This window comes from Paraburkholderia sp. HD33-4 (assembly GCF_021390635.1).
Taxonomy (GTDB): domain Bacteria; phylum Pseudomonadota; class Gammaproteobacteria; order Burkholderiales; family Burkholderiaceae; genus Paraburkholderia.
Genome location: NZ_JAJEJS010000002.1, coordinates 2,340,435 through 2,357,249, shown reverse-complemented (window position 1 = coordinate 2,357,249; position 16,815 = coordinate 2,340,435). Strand labels below are relative to the sequence as shown.

Sequence of the window (16,815 nt, the reverse complement as noted above, 5' to 3'; positions counted from 1 at the left end):
AGCCTCAAACCGGCAGAACCGAGGAAACCAGCGTTTGCGTATAAGGGTGCTGCGGATCGTCGAGCACCTGATCGGTCAGGCCGGCTTCGACGACTTCGCCCCCCTGCATCACCATCAGCCGATGCGCGAGCAGACGCGCAACGCCGATGTCGTGCGTGACGATCAGCACCGACAGATGCAGCGTCGAGCTCAGCGTGCGCAGCAGGTCGAGCAGACGCGCCTGCACGGACACGTCGAGACCGGCGGTCGGTTCGTCCATGAACACCAGACGCGGACCGGTGACGAGATTGCGCGCAATCTGCAGACGCTGCTGCATGCCGCCCGAAAACGCGGCGGGGAATTCGTCGATGCGCGTCGCGTCGAGTTCGACGCGCTCCATCCATTGCGTGGCCGTGCGGCGAATCTCGCCGTAGTGGCGCGCGCCCACCGCCATCAACGGCTCGCCGATGTTCGCGCCGGCCGATACGCCGCTGCGCAGGCCGTCGCGCGGATTCTGCTGCACGAAGCCCCACTCGGTGCGCATCAGAAGACGGCGGCGCGGCTCGGACAGCACGCGCAGATCGAGCGAACCGCCATGCGACGCGGTGTAGTGCAGCGAGCCGCTGTCGGCCTCGGTCTTCAGCGCCAGCGTGTTGAGCAGCGTGGTCTTGCCCGAGCCCGATTCGCCGACGATGCACAGCACCTCGCCCGGATACAGATCGAAGCTCACGTTGCGACAACCATTGCGGCCGCCATACTGTCTGGTGAGCGCGCGTGCGCTCAGAAGCGGCGTCATGCTGATTCTCCTTCGCGCGTGGCATGGGGCAGCGCCGCTTGCGGCTCGATATCGCCATCGCCGCGCCGCTCGTGACAGTAGTCGCTATCGGAGCACACGAACATGCGGGTGCCCGCATCGTCGACGATCATCTCGTCGAGAAAGCTTTCCTTCGACCCGCACAGCGCGCACGCGTGCTGCCACTTCTGAACTTCGAAAGGATGATCGTCGAAGTCGAGGCTGCGCACGTGCGTATAAGGCGGAATCGCGTGAATGCGGCGCTCGCGGCCGGCGCCGAACAGTTGCAGCGCGGCGTTCATGTGCATTTTCGGATTGTCGAACTTCGGGATCGGCGACGGCGAGCTCAGATAGCGATGATTGACGATCACCGGATAGTCGTACGTGGTCGCGATGCTGCCGTGATGCACGATGTCCTCGTACAGCTTCACGCTGATCAGCCCGTAATCGGCGAGCGCGTGCAGCTTCTTGCATTCGGCGACGCGCGGTTCGAGCCGGTACAGCGGCTCGGGCATCGGCACCTGATAGACGAGGATCTGCCGCTCGGTCAACGGCGTTTCGGGAATCCGGTGGCGCGTCTGGATGATCGTCGCTTCGCTCGTGTGCCGCGTGGTCGCCACACCCGTGGTGCGCGCGAAGAAGCGGCGAATGTTGACGGCGTTGGTGGTCTCGTCGGAGCCCTGATCGATGACCTTCAGCGTGTCCGTCCTGCCGATGATCGCGGCCGTCACCTGGATGCCGCCGGTGCCCCAGCCGTACGGCAGAGGCATTTCGCGCGACGCGAACGGCACCTGGTAGCCCGGCACGGCGACTGCCTTCAGCAGCGCGCGGCGCAGCATGCGCTTGGTCTGCTCGTCGAGATACGCGAAGTTGTAGCCGTGCGCGGCGCTGTCGTATGAGGTGTTTGCAACCGCGGTGTCGGGCGCGTTCATGCTGCTTGCTCCTTGTCGGTGGCGTGGCTTGTCTCATCGTCGCTGCGATGCTGCGCGCGCAAACGCCGCACCAGTTCCAGTTCCGCCTGGAAGTCGACGTAATGCGGCAGCTTCAGGTGTTGCACGAAGCCCGACGCCTCGACGTTGTCGCTGTGCGACAGCATGAACTCGATGTCCTGCGTCGGCGACGCGAGCGTCTCGCCGAGTTCTTCGGCACGCAATGCGCGATCGACCAGCGCCATCGCCATCGTCTTGCGCTCCGAGTGGCCGAACGCGAGACCGTAGCCCTGCGTGAAGGTGGGCGGCACCGCGCCGCTGCCGGCGAACTGGTTGATCATCTGGCATTCGGTGATGTCGATATCGCCGATGTCGACCGCTTCGCCGAGTTCGTCGAGGTCCATTTCGACCGCGATCGTGCCGAAGCGGATCTCGCCCGCGAACGGATGCGAATGCGCATAGCCGCGCTGCGTCGCATAGCCCATCGCGAGCAGGAAGCCTTCGTCACCGCGGGCGAGGTTCTGCAGACGCGTCGCGCGGCTCGCCGGAAACGCGAGCGGTTCGCGCGACAGATCGCCGGGTTGCGCGCCATCGGGCGTCGGTCGCTCCTGCTCGATCAGGCCTTCCTTGTCGAGCAGGGACACGACGCGCGGCATCGATTCCGGCGCGGGCGCCTGCTGCGAAACCGCCGCGCTGTTTGCCGTCATGTTTTGCTGGGCGTCGTCACCATCGGCCAGCAACGCGAAATCAAGCAGACGCTGAGTGTAGTCATAGGTTGCGCCGAGCAGCTGGCCGCCGGGCAAATCCTTGAAGGTCGCGGAAATGCGCCGCTCGACCTGCATCGTTTCGGTATCGATTGCGCGCGTGTAGCCGAAGCGCGGCAACGTGGTGCGATACGCGCGCAGAAGGAAAATCGCCTCGACCAGATCGCCGGCCGCCTGCTTGATTGCGAGCGCGGCAAGCTCCTCGTCGTAGACCGAGCCTTCGGTCATCACGCGCGCGACCGCGAGCCGCAACTGCTCGCGAATCTGCGCGACGCTCAGTTCGGCGATCTGCGTATCGCCACGGCGCGCCTTGTCGAGCAGGCGCCACGACGCTTCGATCGCGCGTTCTCCACCTTTGACGGCAACGTACATCAGTTCACCTTCGCTTCAGTTGTGCGCGGCAGGCCGATCACGCGCGGGCCGCAAACCAGATAACAGTCGATGCCGCACGGAAATAACGGCGCAAGCATCGCGCGTTCCTGCCAGAACCGCGCAGGAAGACCGACCGGCGAAATCGTTTCGGTATCCAGAATGCCGGGCCCGCACAGCGTGACCGGTGCGCCGCCCGTCAGCCCTTCGACGCGGATCAGCAGCGTGGCCGATTGTTCGGGCGACTCGGCGTTGCCGGGCGCGAAGCTTTCGAGCGGCGGCAACGCGTTGGCATCGTGCAGATACACGAACGCGGCCTCGCCGGGCGCATCGACGAGCGGCGCGCCGGTGTGAAAACGCAACGCCGACGCGAGCGCGGTATCGGGCTGCGCGAGCCAGACCGGCGTCGCGTAGTCGCACAGCGTCAGCAGCGCGGCGAACGCAGCGGGTTCGACCGGTGTGTTGCGCAACCCGGGCAGCACGTCACGAATCACGCCGATCGTGCCGGGCCGCGACAACGCGTCGAGCAGCGTGCGGAACACGGCCTGGGTGTCGTGGACCGGGTCCGCGAAACCCGGCGTCAGCGTGGACAACGCAATCGGTGAATGATCCATCAGTCGCCTCGCACCATCGTGAAGAATTCGACGCGCGTCGCCGCGGCGTCCTGCTGCCGTTGTGCGCGCGTGGCCCGCTGTTGCGCCGCGAACGGCTCGATCAATTGACGATGCAGGCTGTCGTGGTGCTCGGGCATCTGCAACAACGCATCGGCAAGCGCGGCAAGTTCGGCACGACGGCGATCGCGTCCCAGATGGCAGGCGACGCCGACGGTGGCCTCGGCGTCGCCGCCGGCACGCAGGCGCAGCGTGGCGCGCGTGACCGTCGCTTCGCCGAGATTGAACGGATCGCCGCTGCCGCCGATGCGCCCGCGCACCATCGCGAGGCCGATTTCAGGAGCGCGCAGCCAGTCGTAGGCGGGGGCGGGGCGACCTTGCAGCGCGCGCTGCAGCGCGGCTTCGAGATCGGCGCGCGGGGTGCGGGCCAACACGGCCATCCAGGCACGCCGCGCCGCCGAAGACGCGGCCGGTAAGGGCAAGGACGGTGGATGGGGCGAAACGGAACTCGGGCTCATCGGATTTCCTGTCGATCCAGCGAGTGGACATTGGAGCATCTATTCATCTAAACGTCTAGACGTTTAAAGGCGTAGTTGTCTGGACTGTCGTGCGCAGCGGACGTTTCATATTTCCATCACGGCTCGCGCACTACAATGCACGTCATGGCGATCATTTGAACCGAAGGGAATGACAGCACCATGACATCGAACGACAGCGCGGCGCCGGCCACGATGCTGGAACGCGGCGCGGGCGTGGCGGTCTGGAGACAGATCGAACAGATTCTTGCCGCCGAAATCGCGGCGAGCGGATTCGGCGAAGAAGGGCGGCTGCCGAGCGAGGGTGAGCTGGCCAAGCGCTTCGACGTCAACCGTCACACGGTGCGTCGCGCGATGCTCGGCCTCGCCGCGCTCGGCCTCGTCAGCGTCGAGCAGGGGCGCGGCACGTTCGTGCAGCCCGGCGCGATCGATTATTCGATTGGCCGCCGTACGCGCTTCACCGAAAACCTGCGTCAGCAGCATCACTCGCCCGCGGGCAAGATGCTGTCGGCCGCGCGCGTGAAGGCCGAGCCGAGCGTCGCGAAGGCCTTGGGTCTGCGCGCGGGCGCGGCGGTCTATCGCATCGAATCGCTGAACGAGTCCGACGGCGTGCCGCTCACGTTCGCGCGCAGCTGGTATCCGGCCGTGCGCTTTCCGGATCTGCCGGAGGTGGTGCAACGGCTCGGCGGGACGACCAGGGCGCTGGCCGAATTCGGTGTGGACGACTATCTGCGCAAGTGGAGCCGCATCGGCAGCGTGCTGCCCGAGCCGGAAGTCGCGCGGCGGCTGAACATCAATCGTCAGCAGCCGGTGCTGTGGGTCGAGAACGTCGACGTCGATCTGCAAGGCACGCCGGTCAAATACGGCTTCACGCATTTCGCGGCCGACCGTGTGCAACTGCTCGTGGAGCACGACCTGTGAGCGGCCCCGCATGGAGTGCCGAAGCGCGCTATGCGCTCTACTACGCGCCCTCGTTCGAATCGGCGTGGTGGCAGGCCGGCTCGACGTGGCTCGGCCGCGATGCGCAGAGCGGCGAGCATTGCGCGCAGCCGCAGCCGGCGGGCCTGACGCGACCGCTCGCGGCATTGACCGAAGCGCCGCGCCGCTACGGCTGGCATGGCACGCTGGTTGCGCCGTTCCGGCTCGGCGCCGGGCTCACCGAGCACGATGTGCTCGTGGCGGCGCGAAGCTGGGCGCTCGCGCAGCAGTCGTTCGCGTTGCCGTTGGAAGCGGCCACGCTGGGTGACTTCGTCGCGTTGCGTCCCGCCGATGCGGATGGCGAGACGCGCGTTCGCGAACTCGCGTCGAACGCGCTGGAGGCGCTCGACGGGCTGCGCGCGCGACCGTCGGCGGCCGAGCTCGAGCGCCGGCTCGCCGCGCCGCTCAGCGAGCGTCAGCGTGCGTTGCTGCTGCAATGGGGCTATCCGTACGTGTTCGAGGAATTCCGTTTTCATATGACGTTGTCCAGTTCGCTCGCCGATGCCGACGAGCGCGCGACGCTGCTCGCATGGTGGCGTGAGCGCACGCCCGCGCTCGGGCCGCTCGCGGTCGATCAGGCGGCGTTGTTCGTCGAGCCGGCGCCGGGCGAGCCGTTCGTGCTGTGGCATTCGCTGCCGTTCAGCGACGGCGCGCAACCCAACGATCGCAAGGACCAGCAGCAAGACGAGGTGAGCAGCCAATGACTGCGCGATTGATCTATGTGATGGGGCCGTCGGGCGCGGGCAAGGACTCGCTGCTGCAATTCGCGCGCAAGCGGATGGAAGGCGAGCCGGTCGTGTTCGCGCATCGTTACATCACGCGGCCGAGCGGCAATGGCGAGGTGCATGTCGCACTGAGCGTCGAAGAGTTCGCCGCGCGCTCGGTGCTCGGCCTGTTCGCGCTCGAATGGTCGAGCCATTCGCTGCGTTATGGCATCGGCATCGAACTCGATGCGTGGCTCGCGCGTGGCTGTACGGTGGTCGTCAACGGCTCGCGGCAGTACCTGCAACATGCGCTCGCGCGCTATCCACGCGCTGAAGTGGTGCACGTGAGCGCCGCACCGCATATTCTCGAAGCGCGGCTCGGCGCAAGGGCGCGCGAATCGGCGGAGCAGGTCGCGGCGCGGCTCGCGCGGCGCGCACCGTTCGCGTTGCCGGCCGGCGTGCGCTGCACGACGATCGACAACTCCGGCACGCTCGAAGAAGCGGGGCACGCGTTGATCACGGTGCTCAAGGAGAAGGTGGGCGCGTAGCGCAAATACACGCACACGCACACGCGGCCTCTTATTGCACGGCCCCCATCCGCTCCCGCGTGACCTGCCGCAAGCACGCGACGAACTGCTCGACGGCCGGCGTCGGCAGCAGATCGCGTCGCGAGATGATGCTGATATCGTAGTTCGGCATCGCGTCTTCGATCTGGGCGACGCGAATGCCGAGCGGCGCGACCTTCTGCGCAAGCGACCGCGTGAAGCAACTGATCACGTCGGTCTGCGACACGAGCCCGAGCGTCACCGCAAACGACGACGGCGCGCGCAGCAGCCGCTTCGGCACCGGCAGGCCGTGCGCGCTGAACATCGCCATCATCACGCTGTGCGGGAAGTGATCGGCGCCGACCGTGACGATCCACTCGGCGTCGAGCAACTCGGACAAACGCGTGACGTTCGCGAGCGGATGGCCGGCGCGCATCGTGACGACGAACTGCGTCGAGTACAGCGGCACCTGCACCAGATCGCTATCCAATGCCTGAACATGATGGATCGCCGCGAGATCGAGCGTGCCGTTGCGCAGGCGCGCGAGCGCATCGGGCACCGTCACTTCCTCCAGGTGCAGACTCACCAGCGGCATCTTCTCGCGAAAGCTCGACACCGCCTGCGGCAGCACCGTCAGCGCGATCGACGGCATCGTGCCGACGCTGACCCTGCCGGCCAGTTCTCCCTTCACCTGCTCGACGGCCTCGACGGTGCGGCGCATGTCGCCGAGCAACTGCTCGGCGCGCGGCAGCAGCGCGAGCCCGCACGCGGTCAGCTCGATGCCGCGCACGCTGCGCACCATCAGTTCCGCGTTGAGCGCGCTTTCCAGCTCGCGAATCGTATGCGTGACGGCCGGCTGCGTGACGCCGAGCTCGCGCGCGGCGGCGCGCAGACTGCGGTGATGCGCGGCGGCGACGAAAGCCTGCAACTGCTGCAGCTTCATAAGGGTAATCCCGTATATAAGACCTGTTAATCAGGGTGAAAAAAATAGCATCTTATTCGAACGAAACGGCGTCGCTATAGTGCGAAGCTACCTACTGGAGCCATGCAAGCTATGAACGAGACCCCGCGTTTGACCGAAGTGTCCGATCTGGAACCCGCCGCCGCGAGTCTGCGCGAGATTCGCCATCACATTCACCACCATCCCGAACTCGCGTACGAGGAAGTGCGGACCTCGGCGCTCGTCGCCGAGCGGCTCGAACAGTGGGGCTGGCAGGTCACGCGCGGGGTCGGCAAGACCGGCGTGGTCGGCACGCTGAAAGTGGGCGACGGCAAGCGCAGCATCGGCATTCGCGCGGACATGGACGCGCTGCCGATCATCGAGCAGACCGGCCTGCCGTACGCGAGCGGCACGCACGGCAAGATGCACGCGTGCGGCCACGACGGCCACACCACGATCCTGCTCGGCGCCGCGCAACGGCTCGCGGCCACGCGCAATTTCTCGGGCACCGTGCATCTGTATTTCCAGCCGGCCGAGGAAAGCGGCATCGACAGCGGCGCGCTGAAGATGATCAACGACGGCCTGTTCGAGCGCTTCCCGTGCGACGCCGTGTTCGGCCTGCACAACCATCCGGGCGCGGAGCCGGGCGTGCTGCTGTTTCGCAAGGGACCGTTCATGTCGGCGGGCGACAAGGCGATCATTACGGTCGAGGGCGTCGGCGGCCATGCGGCGCGTCCGCATCTGACCGTCGATCCGGTCGTGGTCGCCGCGAGCATCGTGATGGCGTTGCAGACGATCGTCGCGCGCAACGTCGATCCGTCGCAGCCGGCCGTGGTGACGGTGGGCTCGATGCACGCGGGCACCGCGAACAACGTGATTTCAAGCAGCGCGAAACTCGAGCTGAGCGTGCGCTCGTTCAGCCCCGAGGTGCGAGCGTTGCTGAAGAAGCGCATTACGGAACTCGCCGAGTCGCAGGCCGCGAGCTATGGCGGCACGGCGACCGTCGAGTACATCGAGGGCTATCCGGTCGTCATCAATACGGATGCCGAAACGGACTTCGCGGTGCAGGTCGCGCGCGAGCTGGTCGGCGACGACAAGGTGGTCGAGCAGACCGACATCCTGATGGGCAGCGAGGACTTCGCGTTCATGCTGCAGAAGCGGCCGGGCACGTTCCTGCGCATCGGCAACGGCGTCGGCGAGGACGGCTGCATGGTGCACAACCCGCACTACGACTTCAACGACCGCAGCCTGCCGATCGGCGCGGCGTTCTGGGCGCGGCTGGTGGAGCGCTATCTGGCGCGGTGAGCGCGAGGCGCCAATGCCGTAGCGCGCAGCATGCGCGCGCGCCCGGCAGTTCATAACCACGAGCCACGAAACCGGCTGGCTATGTGGCGGCGTTCGTTAGCCGCGCCGCGCGACCATCTCCGAGACCGTCTGCGCGGCTTGCTGCAGCGGTTCCAGAAACGCCTTCACCATCTGCTTCGCTGAATTGCGCTGCGCGTTGCCGCTGATGTTCATCGCGGCGATCACGCGGCCCTGGCGATTGCGAATCGGCGCGGACAGCGAAATCAGACCGCCTTCGAGCTCCTGATCGACGATCGCCCACCCCTGGCGGCGCACCTGCTCGATCAGCTTCTTCAACTCTTCCTTGTCGGTGACGGTGCGCGGTGTGTGCGCATAGAGCGGCGACGAGTTCAGCGTCGCGTCGAGCGTCTCGTCGTCGAGCGAGGCGAGCAGCACGCGGCCCATCGACGTGCAGTACGCGGGCAGGCGGCTGCCGATCGACAGATTGATCGTCATGATCTTGTGAGTCGGCACGCGCAGCACGTAGACGATCTCGGTGCGATCGAGCACGGCAGCCGAGCAGCTTTCGTGCACCTGCGCCGACAGGCCCTCCATCACCGGTTCGGCGAGATTCCAGAACGGCATCGAGGTCAGGTACGCGAAGCCGAGGTCGAGAATCTTCGGCGTCAGACGAAACAGGCGTCCCTCGGCTTCCACGTAGCCCAGCGTTTGCAGCGTCAGCAGGATCCGGCGCGCGCCGGCGCGCGTGAGGCCGGTCGCCGCGGCGACGTCGGTGAGCGTCTGTTCGGGGCGCGTCGCGTCGAACGCGCGAATGACCGCGAGGCCGCGCGCGAACGACTGCACGTACGAGTCGCCCGGTTTCTCCGGGGCCGGTTCGGCGTTGGCGGGCGCGACGGAAGACGGCGGCAGGGCTTTGCTCATGGACCTTGATCGTGGTTTCGGAAGAGTGCGCGCGAAGGACCCGCGACGCGCGTTCGTTTCGATACGGCGCCGCGTTTCGCGCTGCGGCGCAAAGGCGAGACGATAGCTTAAGCCTTCTGTTTCGCCAAATGACGCCGATTCGTGCAAAAAACCCAGGGTTTGCGTGGATGCGATTCGCTCTGCAAATTTGTATGATGACCAGATAACATGACTAGTTCATGTGATCTGATCCAATCGATTCAACCGATTCAACCGAGCCGCCATGTTCGACAAGATTCCCGCACGTGCGATGAGCGACACGGTCGCGCAGCAACTGCTGAAGCAGATCGACAAAGGCACCTTCGCGCGCGGCGCCAAGCTGCCGACCGAGGCCGTACTCGCGCAACAGTTCGGCGTGAGCCGCACGGTGATTCGCGAGGCGTTGTCGCGGCTGAAGAACGAGGGCGTGGTCGAGCCGCGTCAGGGCAGTGGCGTGTTCGTCGCCGGGCACGGTGCGATTCGCCCGCTGCGGATCGACTACGCGGAAGCCGTGGAGCCAGGCTCGGTCGTGCAGATCCTCGCGCTGCGCCGCGCGATCGAGGCGGAGGTCGCGTCGGAGGCCGCGATGCGCCGCAGCGATGCCGACATGGCCGCGATCGACAGCGCCCTCGCTCGCATCGAGCGGGCGGTCGCGGACGGCGAGGACGGTGTCGCCGAAGACGTCGCGTTTCATCGCGCGATCGCGGTGGCGACGGGCAATCCGTATTTTCTGAAGACGCTGGCGTTCCTCAATCAGTATCTCGAAGCGGGCACGGTCGTCACGCGCCGCAACGAAGCGCTGCGCGAGGACTTCTCGCGGCAGGTGCGCGAGGAGCACGCGGCGATCGCCGCGGCGATTCGCGCCGGCGATCCGATGGCGGCGCGCAATGCCGCGCAGACGCATCTGTACAACGCGGCGCGGCGGCTTGCCGAGGCAGGCATCGTTTGACGCGCTGAAAGCGCGCGCTGATTCCGACGCGCGCGAGCGCACGAATGAAGCACCAATCAATAGAGGTCACGCATGTCGAGAAATGTCGGTGTCATCGGTTTGGGGGCCATGGGGCTCGGCGTTGCGCGCTCGCTGTTGCGCGCGGGCTTCAGGGTCCACGCTTGCGACTTGCGGCGCGACGTGCTGCAGGCGTTCGTCGATGAAGGCGGCGTCGGCTGCGCGACGCCCGCGGAGCTTGGCGCGCAGTGCGAGGTCGTGATCACGCTGGTCGTGAATGCCGCGCAAACCGAGGCCGTGCTGTTCGGTGAGCACGGCGCTGTCGCGGCGATGAAGCCGGGCGGCGTCGTGATCGCGAGTGCGACGGTCGCGCCGGAGTTTGCGATCGATCTCGGCAGGCGCGTCGAGGCGGCCGGTCTGCAGATGCTCGATGCGCCGGTGTCGGGCGGCGCGGCGCGCGCGGCGTCGGGGGAAATGACGATGATGACGTCCGGTCCCGCGGCTGCATACGCGGCGTGCGAGGACGTGCTCGCCGCGATCGCCGGCAACGTGTATCGGCTCGGCGCCGCGCATGGCGCGGGCTCGAAGGTGAAGATCATCAACCAGCTACTGGCCGGCGTGCATATCGCGGCGGCCGCCGAGGCCATGGCGCTCGGCTTGCGCGAAGGCGTGGACCCTGACGCGCTGTATGACGTGATCACGCACAGCGCGGGCAATTCGTGGATGTTCGAGAACCGTGTGCCGCATATTCTCGCGGGCGACTACACGCCGCTGTCGGCGGTCGATATCTTCGTGAAGGACCTGGGCATCGTGCTCGATACCGCGCGCCGCACGAAGTTTCCGCTGCCGCTGTCGGCGGCGGCGCATCAGATGTTCATGATGGCGTCGACGGCGGGCCACGGTGGCGAAGACGACTCGGCCGTCGTGAAGATTTTCCCCGGCATCGCCTTGCCGGCGAAGCAATAAGCGAGGGACAGTGCTCATGACGGCTCAAACGAAACCCGCGCTGCTCGGCTGCATCGCCGATGATTTCACCGGCGCCACCGATCTCGCCAACATGCTGGTGCGCGGCGGCATGCGCACGGTGCAGACGATCGGCGTGCCAACCTCCAGCGAAGCGCTCCATGCCGACGCGCTCGTCGTCGCGCTGAAGTCGCGCACGATCCCCGCCGCCGACGCGGTCGCGCAATCGCTGGCCGCGCTCGCCTGGCTGCGCGCGCAAGGGTGCCGGCAATTCTTCTTCAAGTACTGCTCGACTTTCGATTCAACCGATGCGGGCAACATCGGCCCGGTGACCGATGCGTTGCTGAACGCGCTATCCGCCGAATTCGCCGGGCGCGCGTCGTTCACGATCGCATGTCCCGCGTTTCCCGAGAACGGCCGCACGATTTTTCGCGGCCATCTGTTCGTCGGCGATGCGCTGCTCAACGAGTCGGGCATGGAAAACCATCCGCTGACGCCGATGCGCGACGCGAACCTCATGCGGGCGCTGCGACGGCAAACGCAATCGAAGGTCGGGCTCGTGCGTTACGACCAGGTTGCTCAAGGCGATGCGACCGTGCGCGCCGCATTCGACGCGCTGCGCGCCGACGGCGTGCGCATCGCGATTGCCGATGCGGTGTCCGACGCCGATCTGCATACGCTCGGCGCGGCCTGCGCTGAGCTCGCGCTGATCACCGGCGGCTCCGGCGTCGCGCTCGGCTTGCCGGCCAATTTCCGGCGCGCGGGTCTGCTCGGCGAGACGACCCATGCCGCGCAACTGCCGCGCGTGGAAGGTTTGTCGGCGGTGCTCGCGGGCAGTGCGTCGAAAGCGACCAACGCGCAGGTCGCCGCATGGTGCGCGACGCGGCCCGCGTTCCGCATCGATCCGCTCGCGGCGGCGCGCGGCGCGGACGTCGTCGGCGAGGCGCTCGCATTCGCGCAACAGCGCTTCGTGCACGCGGAGCCGGTGCTGATCTATGCGACTGCATCGCCCGATGAAGTGCAGGCCGTGCAGCGCGAACTCGGCGTCAACGAGGCGGGGCATCTGGTGGAAAAGACGTTGGCGTCGATTGCGCGCGGCCTGCGCGAGCTCGGCGTGCGCAAGTTCGTCGTCGCGGGCGGCGAGACCTCGGGCGCGGTCGTGCAGGCGCTCGACGTGCGCATGCTGCGCATCGGCGCGCAAATCGACCCGGGCGTGCCGGCCACCGCGACGACCGGTGCCGAGCCGCTCGCGCTTGCGCTGAAGTCCGGCAATTTCGGCACGACCGACTTCTTCGACAAGGCGCTGCGCCATCTCGACGGAACCGCGCAATGAGCGACGCACCGGCAGTTCATACATCCACCGAAGCGCGCGTGCGCGAGGAAATCTGCGCGGTCGGCGCGAGTCTGTACAAGCGCGGCTATACGGTCGGCAGCGCCGGCAACATCAGCGCGCGGCTCGACGACGGCTGGCTGATCACGCCGACCGACGCGTGCCTCGGCCGCCTCGATCCCGCCGACATCGCGAAGGTCGACGCAAACGGCCACGCTGTGTCGGGCGGCAAGCCGTCGAAAACGCTCGCGCTGCATCGCGGTATCTATGCGCGCAACGGCGCGGCGCGCGGCATCGTCCATACCCATTCGACCCATCTGGTCGCATTGACGCTCGCGGGCGTGTGGAGCGAAGCGGACGTGCTGCCGCCGATCACGCCGTACTACGTGATGAAAGTGGGCCACGTACCGCTGATTCGCTACCAACGCCCGGGCGATCCGCAAGTGGCCGCGCAGATCGCCGAGCTGGCCGATCGCGTGCGTGCGGTGCTGCTCGAACGTCTGGGGCCGGTGGTGTGGGAGCGCTCGGTCGCGCACGCTTCGTATGCGCTCGAAGAACTCGAGGAGACCGCGCGCCTGTGGCTGATGACGAATCCGCGGCCCGCGCCGCTCGACGCCGCAGCACTCGAAGAACTCCGTGCCGCGTTCGGCGCGCGCTGGTAGCGGCGCGAACGACCGATGAACGCCGCGCACCGTATCGCACTGTCCTAAAGGAGCTGCCGCCATGCCTCGCTTCGCCGCCAATCTGTCGATGATGTACAACGAGCACGCGTTCCTCGACCGTTTCGCCGCCGCCGCCCGCGACGGTTTCGACGCGGTCGAATTCCTGTTTCCCTACGAGTTTCGAGCGGGCGAGTTGAAGGCGCGGCTCGACGCGCACGGCCTCACGCAGGCGCTGTTCAATGCGCCGCCCGGCGACTGGAGCGGCGGCGAGCGCGGCCTCGCGTCGTTGCCGGGCCGCGAGGACGAGTTCCGCCGCAGCGTCGACACCGCGCTCGAGTACGTGCGCGTGCTCGGCAATCGCAAGCTGCATGTGATGGCGGGATTGATCGCCGGCGATCCGGCAGGCGAAACGCAGCGCAAAACACAACGCGACGTGTACCTGAAGAACCTTGCCTATGCCGCGCAAGCCGCGCAAGCGGAACAGATCACGGTCGTCATCGAGCCGATCAATACGCGCGACATGCCCGGCTATTTCCTCAATCGACAGGACGACGCGCAAGCGATCTGCGCCGAAGTCGGCGCGCCGAATCTGAAGGTGCAGTTCGATTGCTATCACTGCCAGATCGTCGAGGGCGATCTCGCGATGAAGCTCAAACGCGACATGGCGGGCATCGGTCACATCCAGGTCGCGGGCGTACCGGAGCGGCACGAGCCCGACATCGGCGAGCTGAACTATCCCTACCTGTTCGATCTGATCGATGCGCTTGGCTACGACGGCTACATCGGCTGCGAATACCGGCCGCGCGCGGGGACCTCGGCAGGGCTTGGCTGGCTGAAGCCTTATCTCGATGCGGCGCGCTGACTCTTTCCGACCACCACTGACGGACACGTAACCATGAAAGTACTGATCACCGGCGGCGCCGGTTTTCTCGGCCAGCGTCTCGCGCGCGAACTGCTCGCGCGTGGCGCGCTGAAAGATGCGCACGGCGCATCGCAAGCGATTACCGGGCTGGTGCTGCTCGACGTCGTGCGCGCGCACGATTTCGGCGATCCGCGCGTGCGCACCGAAGTCGGCGATATCGCGGAGCGCAGCGTGCTCGAACGCGTGATCGACGCTCAAACGTCGGCCATCTTTCATCTCGCCGCGATCGTCAGCGGCCAGGCCGAGGCGGACTTCGATCTCGGCATGCGCATCAATCTCGATGCGTCGCGGCTGCTGCTCGACATTTGCCGCCAGCGCGGCCATCAACCGCGCGTCTTGTTCACCAGTTCGGTGGCGGTCTACGGTGGTGATCTGCCCGCGGTCGTGCAGGACGACACCGCGCTGAATCCGCAGTCCTCGTACGGCGCGCAGAAGGCGATCGCGGAGTTGCTGCTCAACGATTATTCGCGGCGCGGTTTCGTCGACGGTCGCGTGCTGCGGCTGCCGACCATCAGCGTGCGCCCGGGGCGGCCGAATGCGGCGGCGTCGTCGTTCGCGAGCGGCATCATCCGCGAGCCGCTCAATGGCGAGGAGGCCGTCTGTCCGGTCGCCGGCTCGACGCGGCTGTGGCTGCTGTCGCCGCGCAAGGCGATCGACAGCCTGATCGCCGGTCTCGAGATCGATGGCGCCGCGCTCGGCAAGCAGCGCGTGGTGAATCTGCCCGGCTTGTCGGTCAGCGTCGACGAAATGATCGCGGCACTGCGCGAGGTCGCGGGCGATGCGGTCGCGAGCCGCATCGTGCGGCAGCCCGACGAGCGCATCGAGAAGATCGTCGGCAGTTGGCCCGGCGCGTGGGATACGTCGCGCGCCGAACGGCTTGGGCTCGCGGCCGAGCGCAGTTTCGCGGACGTGATCCGCGGCTACATCGCCGATGAAGGAATCGAAGTTCGCTGAAGATCATCCCCTCCGCGTATTCCCTGGTGTCGCCTGGCACGGCTGCGGCCGTGCTTGACACACTTTCGCGCCCACGCCTATTATCGAGTCTGTTTTGTTCGATATATGACCTTGTGTTCGTATATAGAACATAAGGCCGGGCAAAAGGAAAACGCAACTGCCGCTACAGCCGTAGCGGTCGTCAATCCCAAGCCCATCGTTCACGATCCTGCGCTAAGCTGCTCCGACGTGTCGGCCGCCGCGCCGCCGCCGTTTTGCGGCTGCCCATTCGCGGCCGTTGGCCCCCGGGCCGATGCACCGGCGCATCGAACCGGCGTCATCGGCGCAAAGCAGGCCGCGGCTCAGCGCACGCAGCATCTCAACTGGAGACATCCCATGACCGAAGCATTCCTGTGCGACGCGATTCGCACCCCCATTGGCCGCTATGCGGGTTCGCTGTCGTCGGTGCGCGCCGACGACCTGGGCGCGGTGCCGCTCAAGGCGCTGATGGAGCGCAACAAGAACGTCGACTGGACCGCGATCGACGACGTGATCTACGGTAACGCGAACCAGGCCGGTGAAGACAACCGCAACGTCGCGCGCATGTCGCTGCTGCTCGCGGGTCTGCCGAAGGACGTGCCGGGCTCGACGGTCAACCGTCTGTGCGGCTCGGGCATGGATGCGGTCGGCATTGCCGCGCGCGCGATCAAATCGGGCGAGGCCGCGCTGATGATCGCCGGCGGCGTCGAAAGCATGAGCCGCGCGCCCTTCGTGATGCCCAAGGCGACCAGCGCGTTTTCGCGTCAGAACGAGGTCTACGACACGACGATCGGCTGGCGTTTCGTGAACCCGCTGATGAAGAAGCTGTACGGCGTCGACTCGATGCCGGAAACCGGCGAAAACGTCGCCACCGACTACAACATCAGCCGCGCCGACCAGGACGCATTCGCGCTGCGCAGCCAGCAGAAGGCGGCGCGCGCGCAACGCGACGGCACGCTCGCGCAGGAAATCGTCGGCGTGACGATCGCGCAGAAGAAGGGCGATCCGATCACGGTCACGCAGGACGAGCATCCGCGTGAGACGAGCCTTGAAACGCTCGCGAAGCTGAAGGGCGTGGTGCGTCCGGACGGCACGGTCACGGCCGGTAACGCATCGGGCGTGAACGACGGCGCGGCCGCGTTGCTGCTCGCCAATGAAGAAACCGCGAAGCGCTTCGGCCTCACGCCGCGCGCTCGCGTGCTCGGCGTGGCCACCGCCGGCGTCGACCCGCGCGTGATGGGCATCGGCCCGGCGCCCGCGACGCAGAAGCTGCTCGCCCGTCTCGGCATGAAGATCGACCAGTTCGACGTGATCGAGCTGAACGAAGCGTTCGCGTCGCAAGGCATCGCGGTGCTGCGCGCGCTCGGCGTCGCCGATGACGATCCTCGCGTGAACCCGAACGGCGGCGCGATCGCGCTCGGCCACCCGCTCGGCATGAGCGGCGCGCGTCTGGTGACGACCGCGACGTATCAGCTGCAGCGCACCCAGGGTCGCTTCGCGCTGTGCACGATGTGTATCGGCGTCGGCCAGGGTATCGCGATCGCGATCGAGCGCGTGTGATACGTGAGCTGGTTTAGCGCGAGGTTCGGTCCTCGCGCTGTGCGGCTTTCCGCGCAAGCTGGATAGTA

The 16,815-nt window shown here is 66.8% G+C and carries 18 protein-coding genes; 11 read left to right on the top strand and 7 right to left on the bottom strand.

The features are described 5' to 3' along the window. Positions 1-4: 4 nt before the first annotated feature. The 5 genes from phnK to phnG are packed head-to-tail and all read right to left on the bottom strand — an operon-like array spanning position 5 to position 3,963. On the bottom strand, positions 5-775 hold the full coding sequence (phnK, locus tag L0U84_RS30630; RefSeq protein ID WP_233855807.1) for a phosphonate C-P lyase system protein PhnK: 771 nt from the start codon (positions 773-775) through the stop codon (positions 5-7). Then, positions 772-1,704: an alpha-D-ribose 1-methylphosphonate 5-phosphate C-P-lyase PhnJ gene (locus tag L0U84_RS30625; protein WP_233855806.1), complete on the bottom strand. Its 933-nt coding sequence runs from the start codon at positions 1,702-1,704 to the stop codon at positions 772-774. The genes phnK and L0U84_RS30625 overlap by 4 nt, the downstream gene beginning before the upstream one ends. Next, positions 1,701-2,837 carry a carbon-phosphorus lyase complex subunit PhnI gene (locus L0U84_RS30620; protein WP_233855805.1) on the bottom strand — a complete coding sequence of 379 codons (1,137 nt, stop codon included), beginning with the start codon at positions 2,835-2,837 and terminating at the stop codon, positions 1,701-1,703. The genes L0U84_RS30625 and L0U84_RS30620 overlap by 4 nt, the downstream gene beginning before the upstream one ends. Further along, complete coding sequence (gene phnH, locus L0U84_RS30615) at positions 2,837-3,448, bottom strand: phosphonate C-P lyase system protein PhnH (protein WP_233855804.1); 612 nt, start codon at positions 3,446-3,448, stop codon at positions 2,837-2,839. The genes L0U84_RS30620 and phnH overlap by 1 nt, the downstream gene beginning before the upstream one ends. Next, entirely contained in the window at positions 3,448-3,963 is a 516-nt protein-coding gene (gene phnG, locus L0U84_RS30610; protein WP_233855803.1) for a phosphonate C-P lyase system protein PhnG, read from the bottom strand. Before phnG ends, phnH begins: the two co-directional genes overlap by 1 nt. Before the next feature lie 180 nt (positions 3,964-4,143). On the opposite strand from phnG, the gene phnF reads away from it, so the two are divergent. The 3 genes from phnF to phnN are packed head-to-tail and all read left to right on the top strand — an operon-like array spanning position 4,144 to position 6,211. Next, complete coding sequence (gene phnF, locus L0U84_RS30605; protein ID WP_233855802.1) at positions 4,144-4,902, top strand: phosphonate metabolism transcriptional regulator PhnF; 759 nt, start codon at positions 4,144-4,146, stop codon at positions 4,900-4,902. After that, positions 4,899-5,663 (top strand): DUF1045 domain-containing protein, encoded by a 765-nt coding sequence (locus tag L0U84_RS30600; RefSeq protein ID WP_233855801.1) that lies wholly within the window; start codon positions 4,899-4,901, stop codon positions 5,661-5,663. Before phnF ends, L0U84_RS30600 begins: the two co-directional genes overlap by 4 nt. Next, positions 5,660-6,211 carry a phosphonate metabolism protein/1,5-bisphosphokinase (PRPP-forming) PhnN gene (gene phnN / locus L0U84_RS30595; RefSeq protein ID WP_233855800.1) on the top strand — a complete coding sequence of 184 codons (552 nt, stop codon included), beginning with the start codon at positions 5,660-5,662 and terminating at the stop codon, positions 6,209-6,211. Before L0U84_RS30600 ends, phnN begins: the two co-directional genes overlap by 4 nt. A 31-nt stretch (positions 6,212-6,242) precedes the next feature. Here phnN and L0U84_RS30590 read toward each other — a convergent pair whose 3' ends face one another. Further along, complete coding sequence (locus L0U84_RS30590) at positions 6,243-7,151, bottom strand: LysR family transcriptional regulator (protein WP_233855799.1); 909 nt, start codon at positions 7,149-7,151, stop codon at positions 6,243-6,245. Positions 7,152-7,262: 111 nt separating this feature from the next. Between L0U84_RS30590 and L0U84_RS30585 the strand changes: the two genes are divergently transcribed. Next, positions 7,263-8,453 carry a M20 aminoacylase family protein gene (locus tag L0U84_RS30585; protein WP_233855798.1) on the top strand — a complete coding sequence of 397 codons (1,191 nt, stop codon included), beginning with the start codon at positions 7,263-7,265 and terminating at the stop codon, positions 8,451-8,453. 96 nt (positions 8,454-8,549) lie between these two features. Here the strand turns inward: L0U84_RS30585 and L0U84_RS30580 are convergent, their stop codons facing one another. Beyond that, positions 8,550-9,374 carry an IclR family transcriptional regulator gene (locus L0U84_RS30580; RefSeq protein WP_233855797.1) on the bottom strand — a complete coding sequence of 275 codons (825 nt, stop codon included), beginning with the start codon at positions 9,372-9,374 and terminating at the stop codon, positions 8,550-8,552. A 262-nt stretch (positions 9,375-9,636) separates the two neighbouring features. Here L0U84_RS30580 and L0U84_RS30575 point away from each other — a divergent pair, with 262 nt between their 5' ends. From L0U84_RS30575 to pcaF, 7 genes are all read left to right on the top strand, one after another. Continuing rightward, entirely contained in the window at positions 9,637-10,341 is a 705-nt protein-coding gene (locus L0U84_RS30575) for a FadR/GntR family transcriptional regulator (RefSeq protein ID WP_233855796.1), read from the top strand. A 72-nt stretch (positions 10,342-10,413) separates the two neighbouring features. Then, positions 10,414-11,304 (top strand): L-threonate dehydrogenase, encoded by an 891-nt coding sequence (ltnD, locus tag L0U84_RS30570; RefSeq protein ID WP_233855795.1) that lies wholly within the window; start codon positions 10,414-10,416, stop codon positions 11,302-11,304. A 16-nt stretch (positions 11,305-11,320) separates the two neighbouring features. Continuing rightward, positions 11,321-12,634 (top strand): 3-oxo-tetronate kinase, encoded by a 1,314-nt coding sequence (otnK, locus tag L0U84_RS30565; protein ID WP_233855794.1) that lies wholly within the window; start codon positions 11,321-11,323, stop codon positions 12,632-12,634. Beyond that, a complete protein-coding gene (gene otnC / locus L0U84_RS30560) occupies positions 12,631-13,293 on the top strand; it encodes a 3-oxo-tetronate 4-phosphate decarboxylase (protein ID WP_233855793.1) in 663 nt (220 codons plus the stop codon). Before otnK ends, otnC begins: the two co-directional genes overlap by 4 nt. A 61-nt stretch (positions 13,294-13,354) precedes the next feature. Next, the gene (otnI, locus tag L0U84_RS30555) at positions 13,355-14,155 is read left to right on the top strand and encodes a 2-oxo-tetronate isomerase (RefSeq protein ID WP_233855792.1); all 801 of its coding nucleotides are present in this window, start codon (positions 13,355-13,357) and stop codon (positions 14,153-14,155) included. A 33-nt stretch (positions 14,156-14,188) separates the two neighbouring features. Further along, positions 14,189-15,169, top strand: a complete 981-nt coding sequence (gene denD / locus L0U84_RS30550) for a D-erythronate dehydrogenase (RefSeq protein ID WP_233855791.1) — start codon at positions 14,189-14,191, stop codon at positions 15,167-15,169. A 375-nt stretch (positions 15,170-15,544) separates the two neighbouring features. Next, a complete protein-coding gene (gene pcaF / locus L0U84_RS30545; RefSeq protein WP_233855790.1) occupies positions 15,545-16,747 on the top strand; it encodes a 3-oxoadipyl-CoA thiolase in 1,203 nt (400 codons plus the stop codon). Positions 16,748-16,815 lie beyond the last annotated feature (68 nt).

What these genes read in the sequence shown, in the direction of transcription:
- phnK (WP_233855807.1), bottom strand. Translation starts at nt 775, where the DNA reads ATGACGCCGCTTCTGAGCGCACGCGCGCTCACCAGACAGTATGGCGGC.
- L0U84_RS30625 (WP_233855806.1), bottom strand. Translation starts at nt 1,704, where the DNA reads ATGAACGCGCCCGACACCGCGGTTGCAAACACCTCATACGACAGCGCC.
- L0U84_RS30620 (WP_233855805.1), bottom strand. Translation starts at nt 2,837, where the DNA reads ATGTACGTTGCCGTCAAAGGTGGAGAACGCGCGATCGAAGCGTCGTGG.
- phnH (WP_233855804.1), bottom strand. Translation starts at nt 3,448, where the DNA reads ATGGATCATTCACCGATTGCGTTGTCCACGCTGACGCCGGGTTTCGCG.
- phnG (WP_233855803.1), bottom strand. Translation starts at nt 3,963, where the DNA reads ATGAGCCCGAGTTCCGTTTCGCCCCATCCACCGTCCTTGCCCTTACCG.
- phnF (WP_233855802.1), top strand. Translation starts at nt 4,144, where the DNA reads ATGACATCGAACGACAGCGCGGCGCCGGCCACGATGCTGGAACGCGGC.
- phnN (WP_233855800.1), top strand. Translation starts at nt 5,660, where the DNA reads ATGACTGCGCGATTGATCTATGTGATGGGGCCGTCGGGCGCGGGCAAG.
- L0U84_RS30590 (WP_233855799.1), bottom strand. Translation starts at nt 7,151, where the DNA reads ATGAAGCTGCAGCAGTTGCAGGCTTTCGTCGCCGCCGCGCATCACCGC.
- L0U84_RS30585 (WP_233855798.1), top strand. Translation starts at nt 7,263, where the DNA reads ATGAACGAGACCCCGCGTTTGACCGAAGTGTCCGATCTGGAACCCGCC.
- L0U84_RS30580 (WP_233855797.1), bottom strand. Translation starts at nt 9,374, where the DNA reads ATGAGCAAAGCCCTGCCGCCGTCTTCCGTCGCGCCCGCCAACGCCGAA.
- L0U84_RS30575 (WP_233855796.1), top strand. Translation starts at nt 9,637, where the DNA reads ATGTTCGACAAGATTCCCGCACGTGCGATGAGCGACACGGTCGCGCAG.
- ltnD (WP_233855795.1), top strand. Translation starts at nt 10,414, where the DNA reads ATGTCGAGAAATGTCGGTGTCATCGGTTTGGGGGCCATGGGGCTCGGC.
- otnK (WP_233855794.1), top strand. Translation starts at nt 11,321, where the DNA reads ATGACGGCTCAAACGAAACCCGCGCTGCTCGGCTGCATCGCCGATGAT.
- otnC (WP_233855793.1), top strand. Translation starts at nt 12,631, where the DNA reads ATGAGCGACGCACCGGCAGTTCATACATCCACCGAAGCGCGCGTGCGC.
- otnI (WP_233855792.1), top strand. Translation starts at nt 13,355, where the DNA reads ATGCCTCGCTTCGCCGCCAATCTGTCGATGATGTACAACGAGCACGCG.
- denD (WP_233855791.1), top strand. Translation starts at nt 14,189, where the DNA reads ATGAAAGTACTGATCACCGGCGGCGCCGGTTTTCTCGGCCAGCGTCTC.
- pcaF (WP_233855790.1), top strand. Translation starts at nt 15,545, where the DNA reads ATGACCGAAGCATTCCTGTGCGACGCGATTCGCACCCCCATTGGCCGC.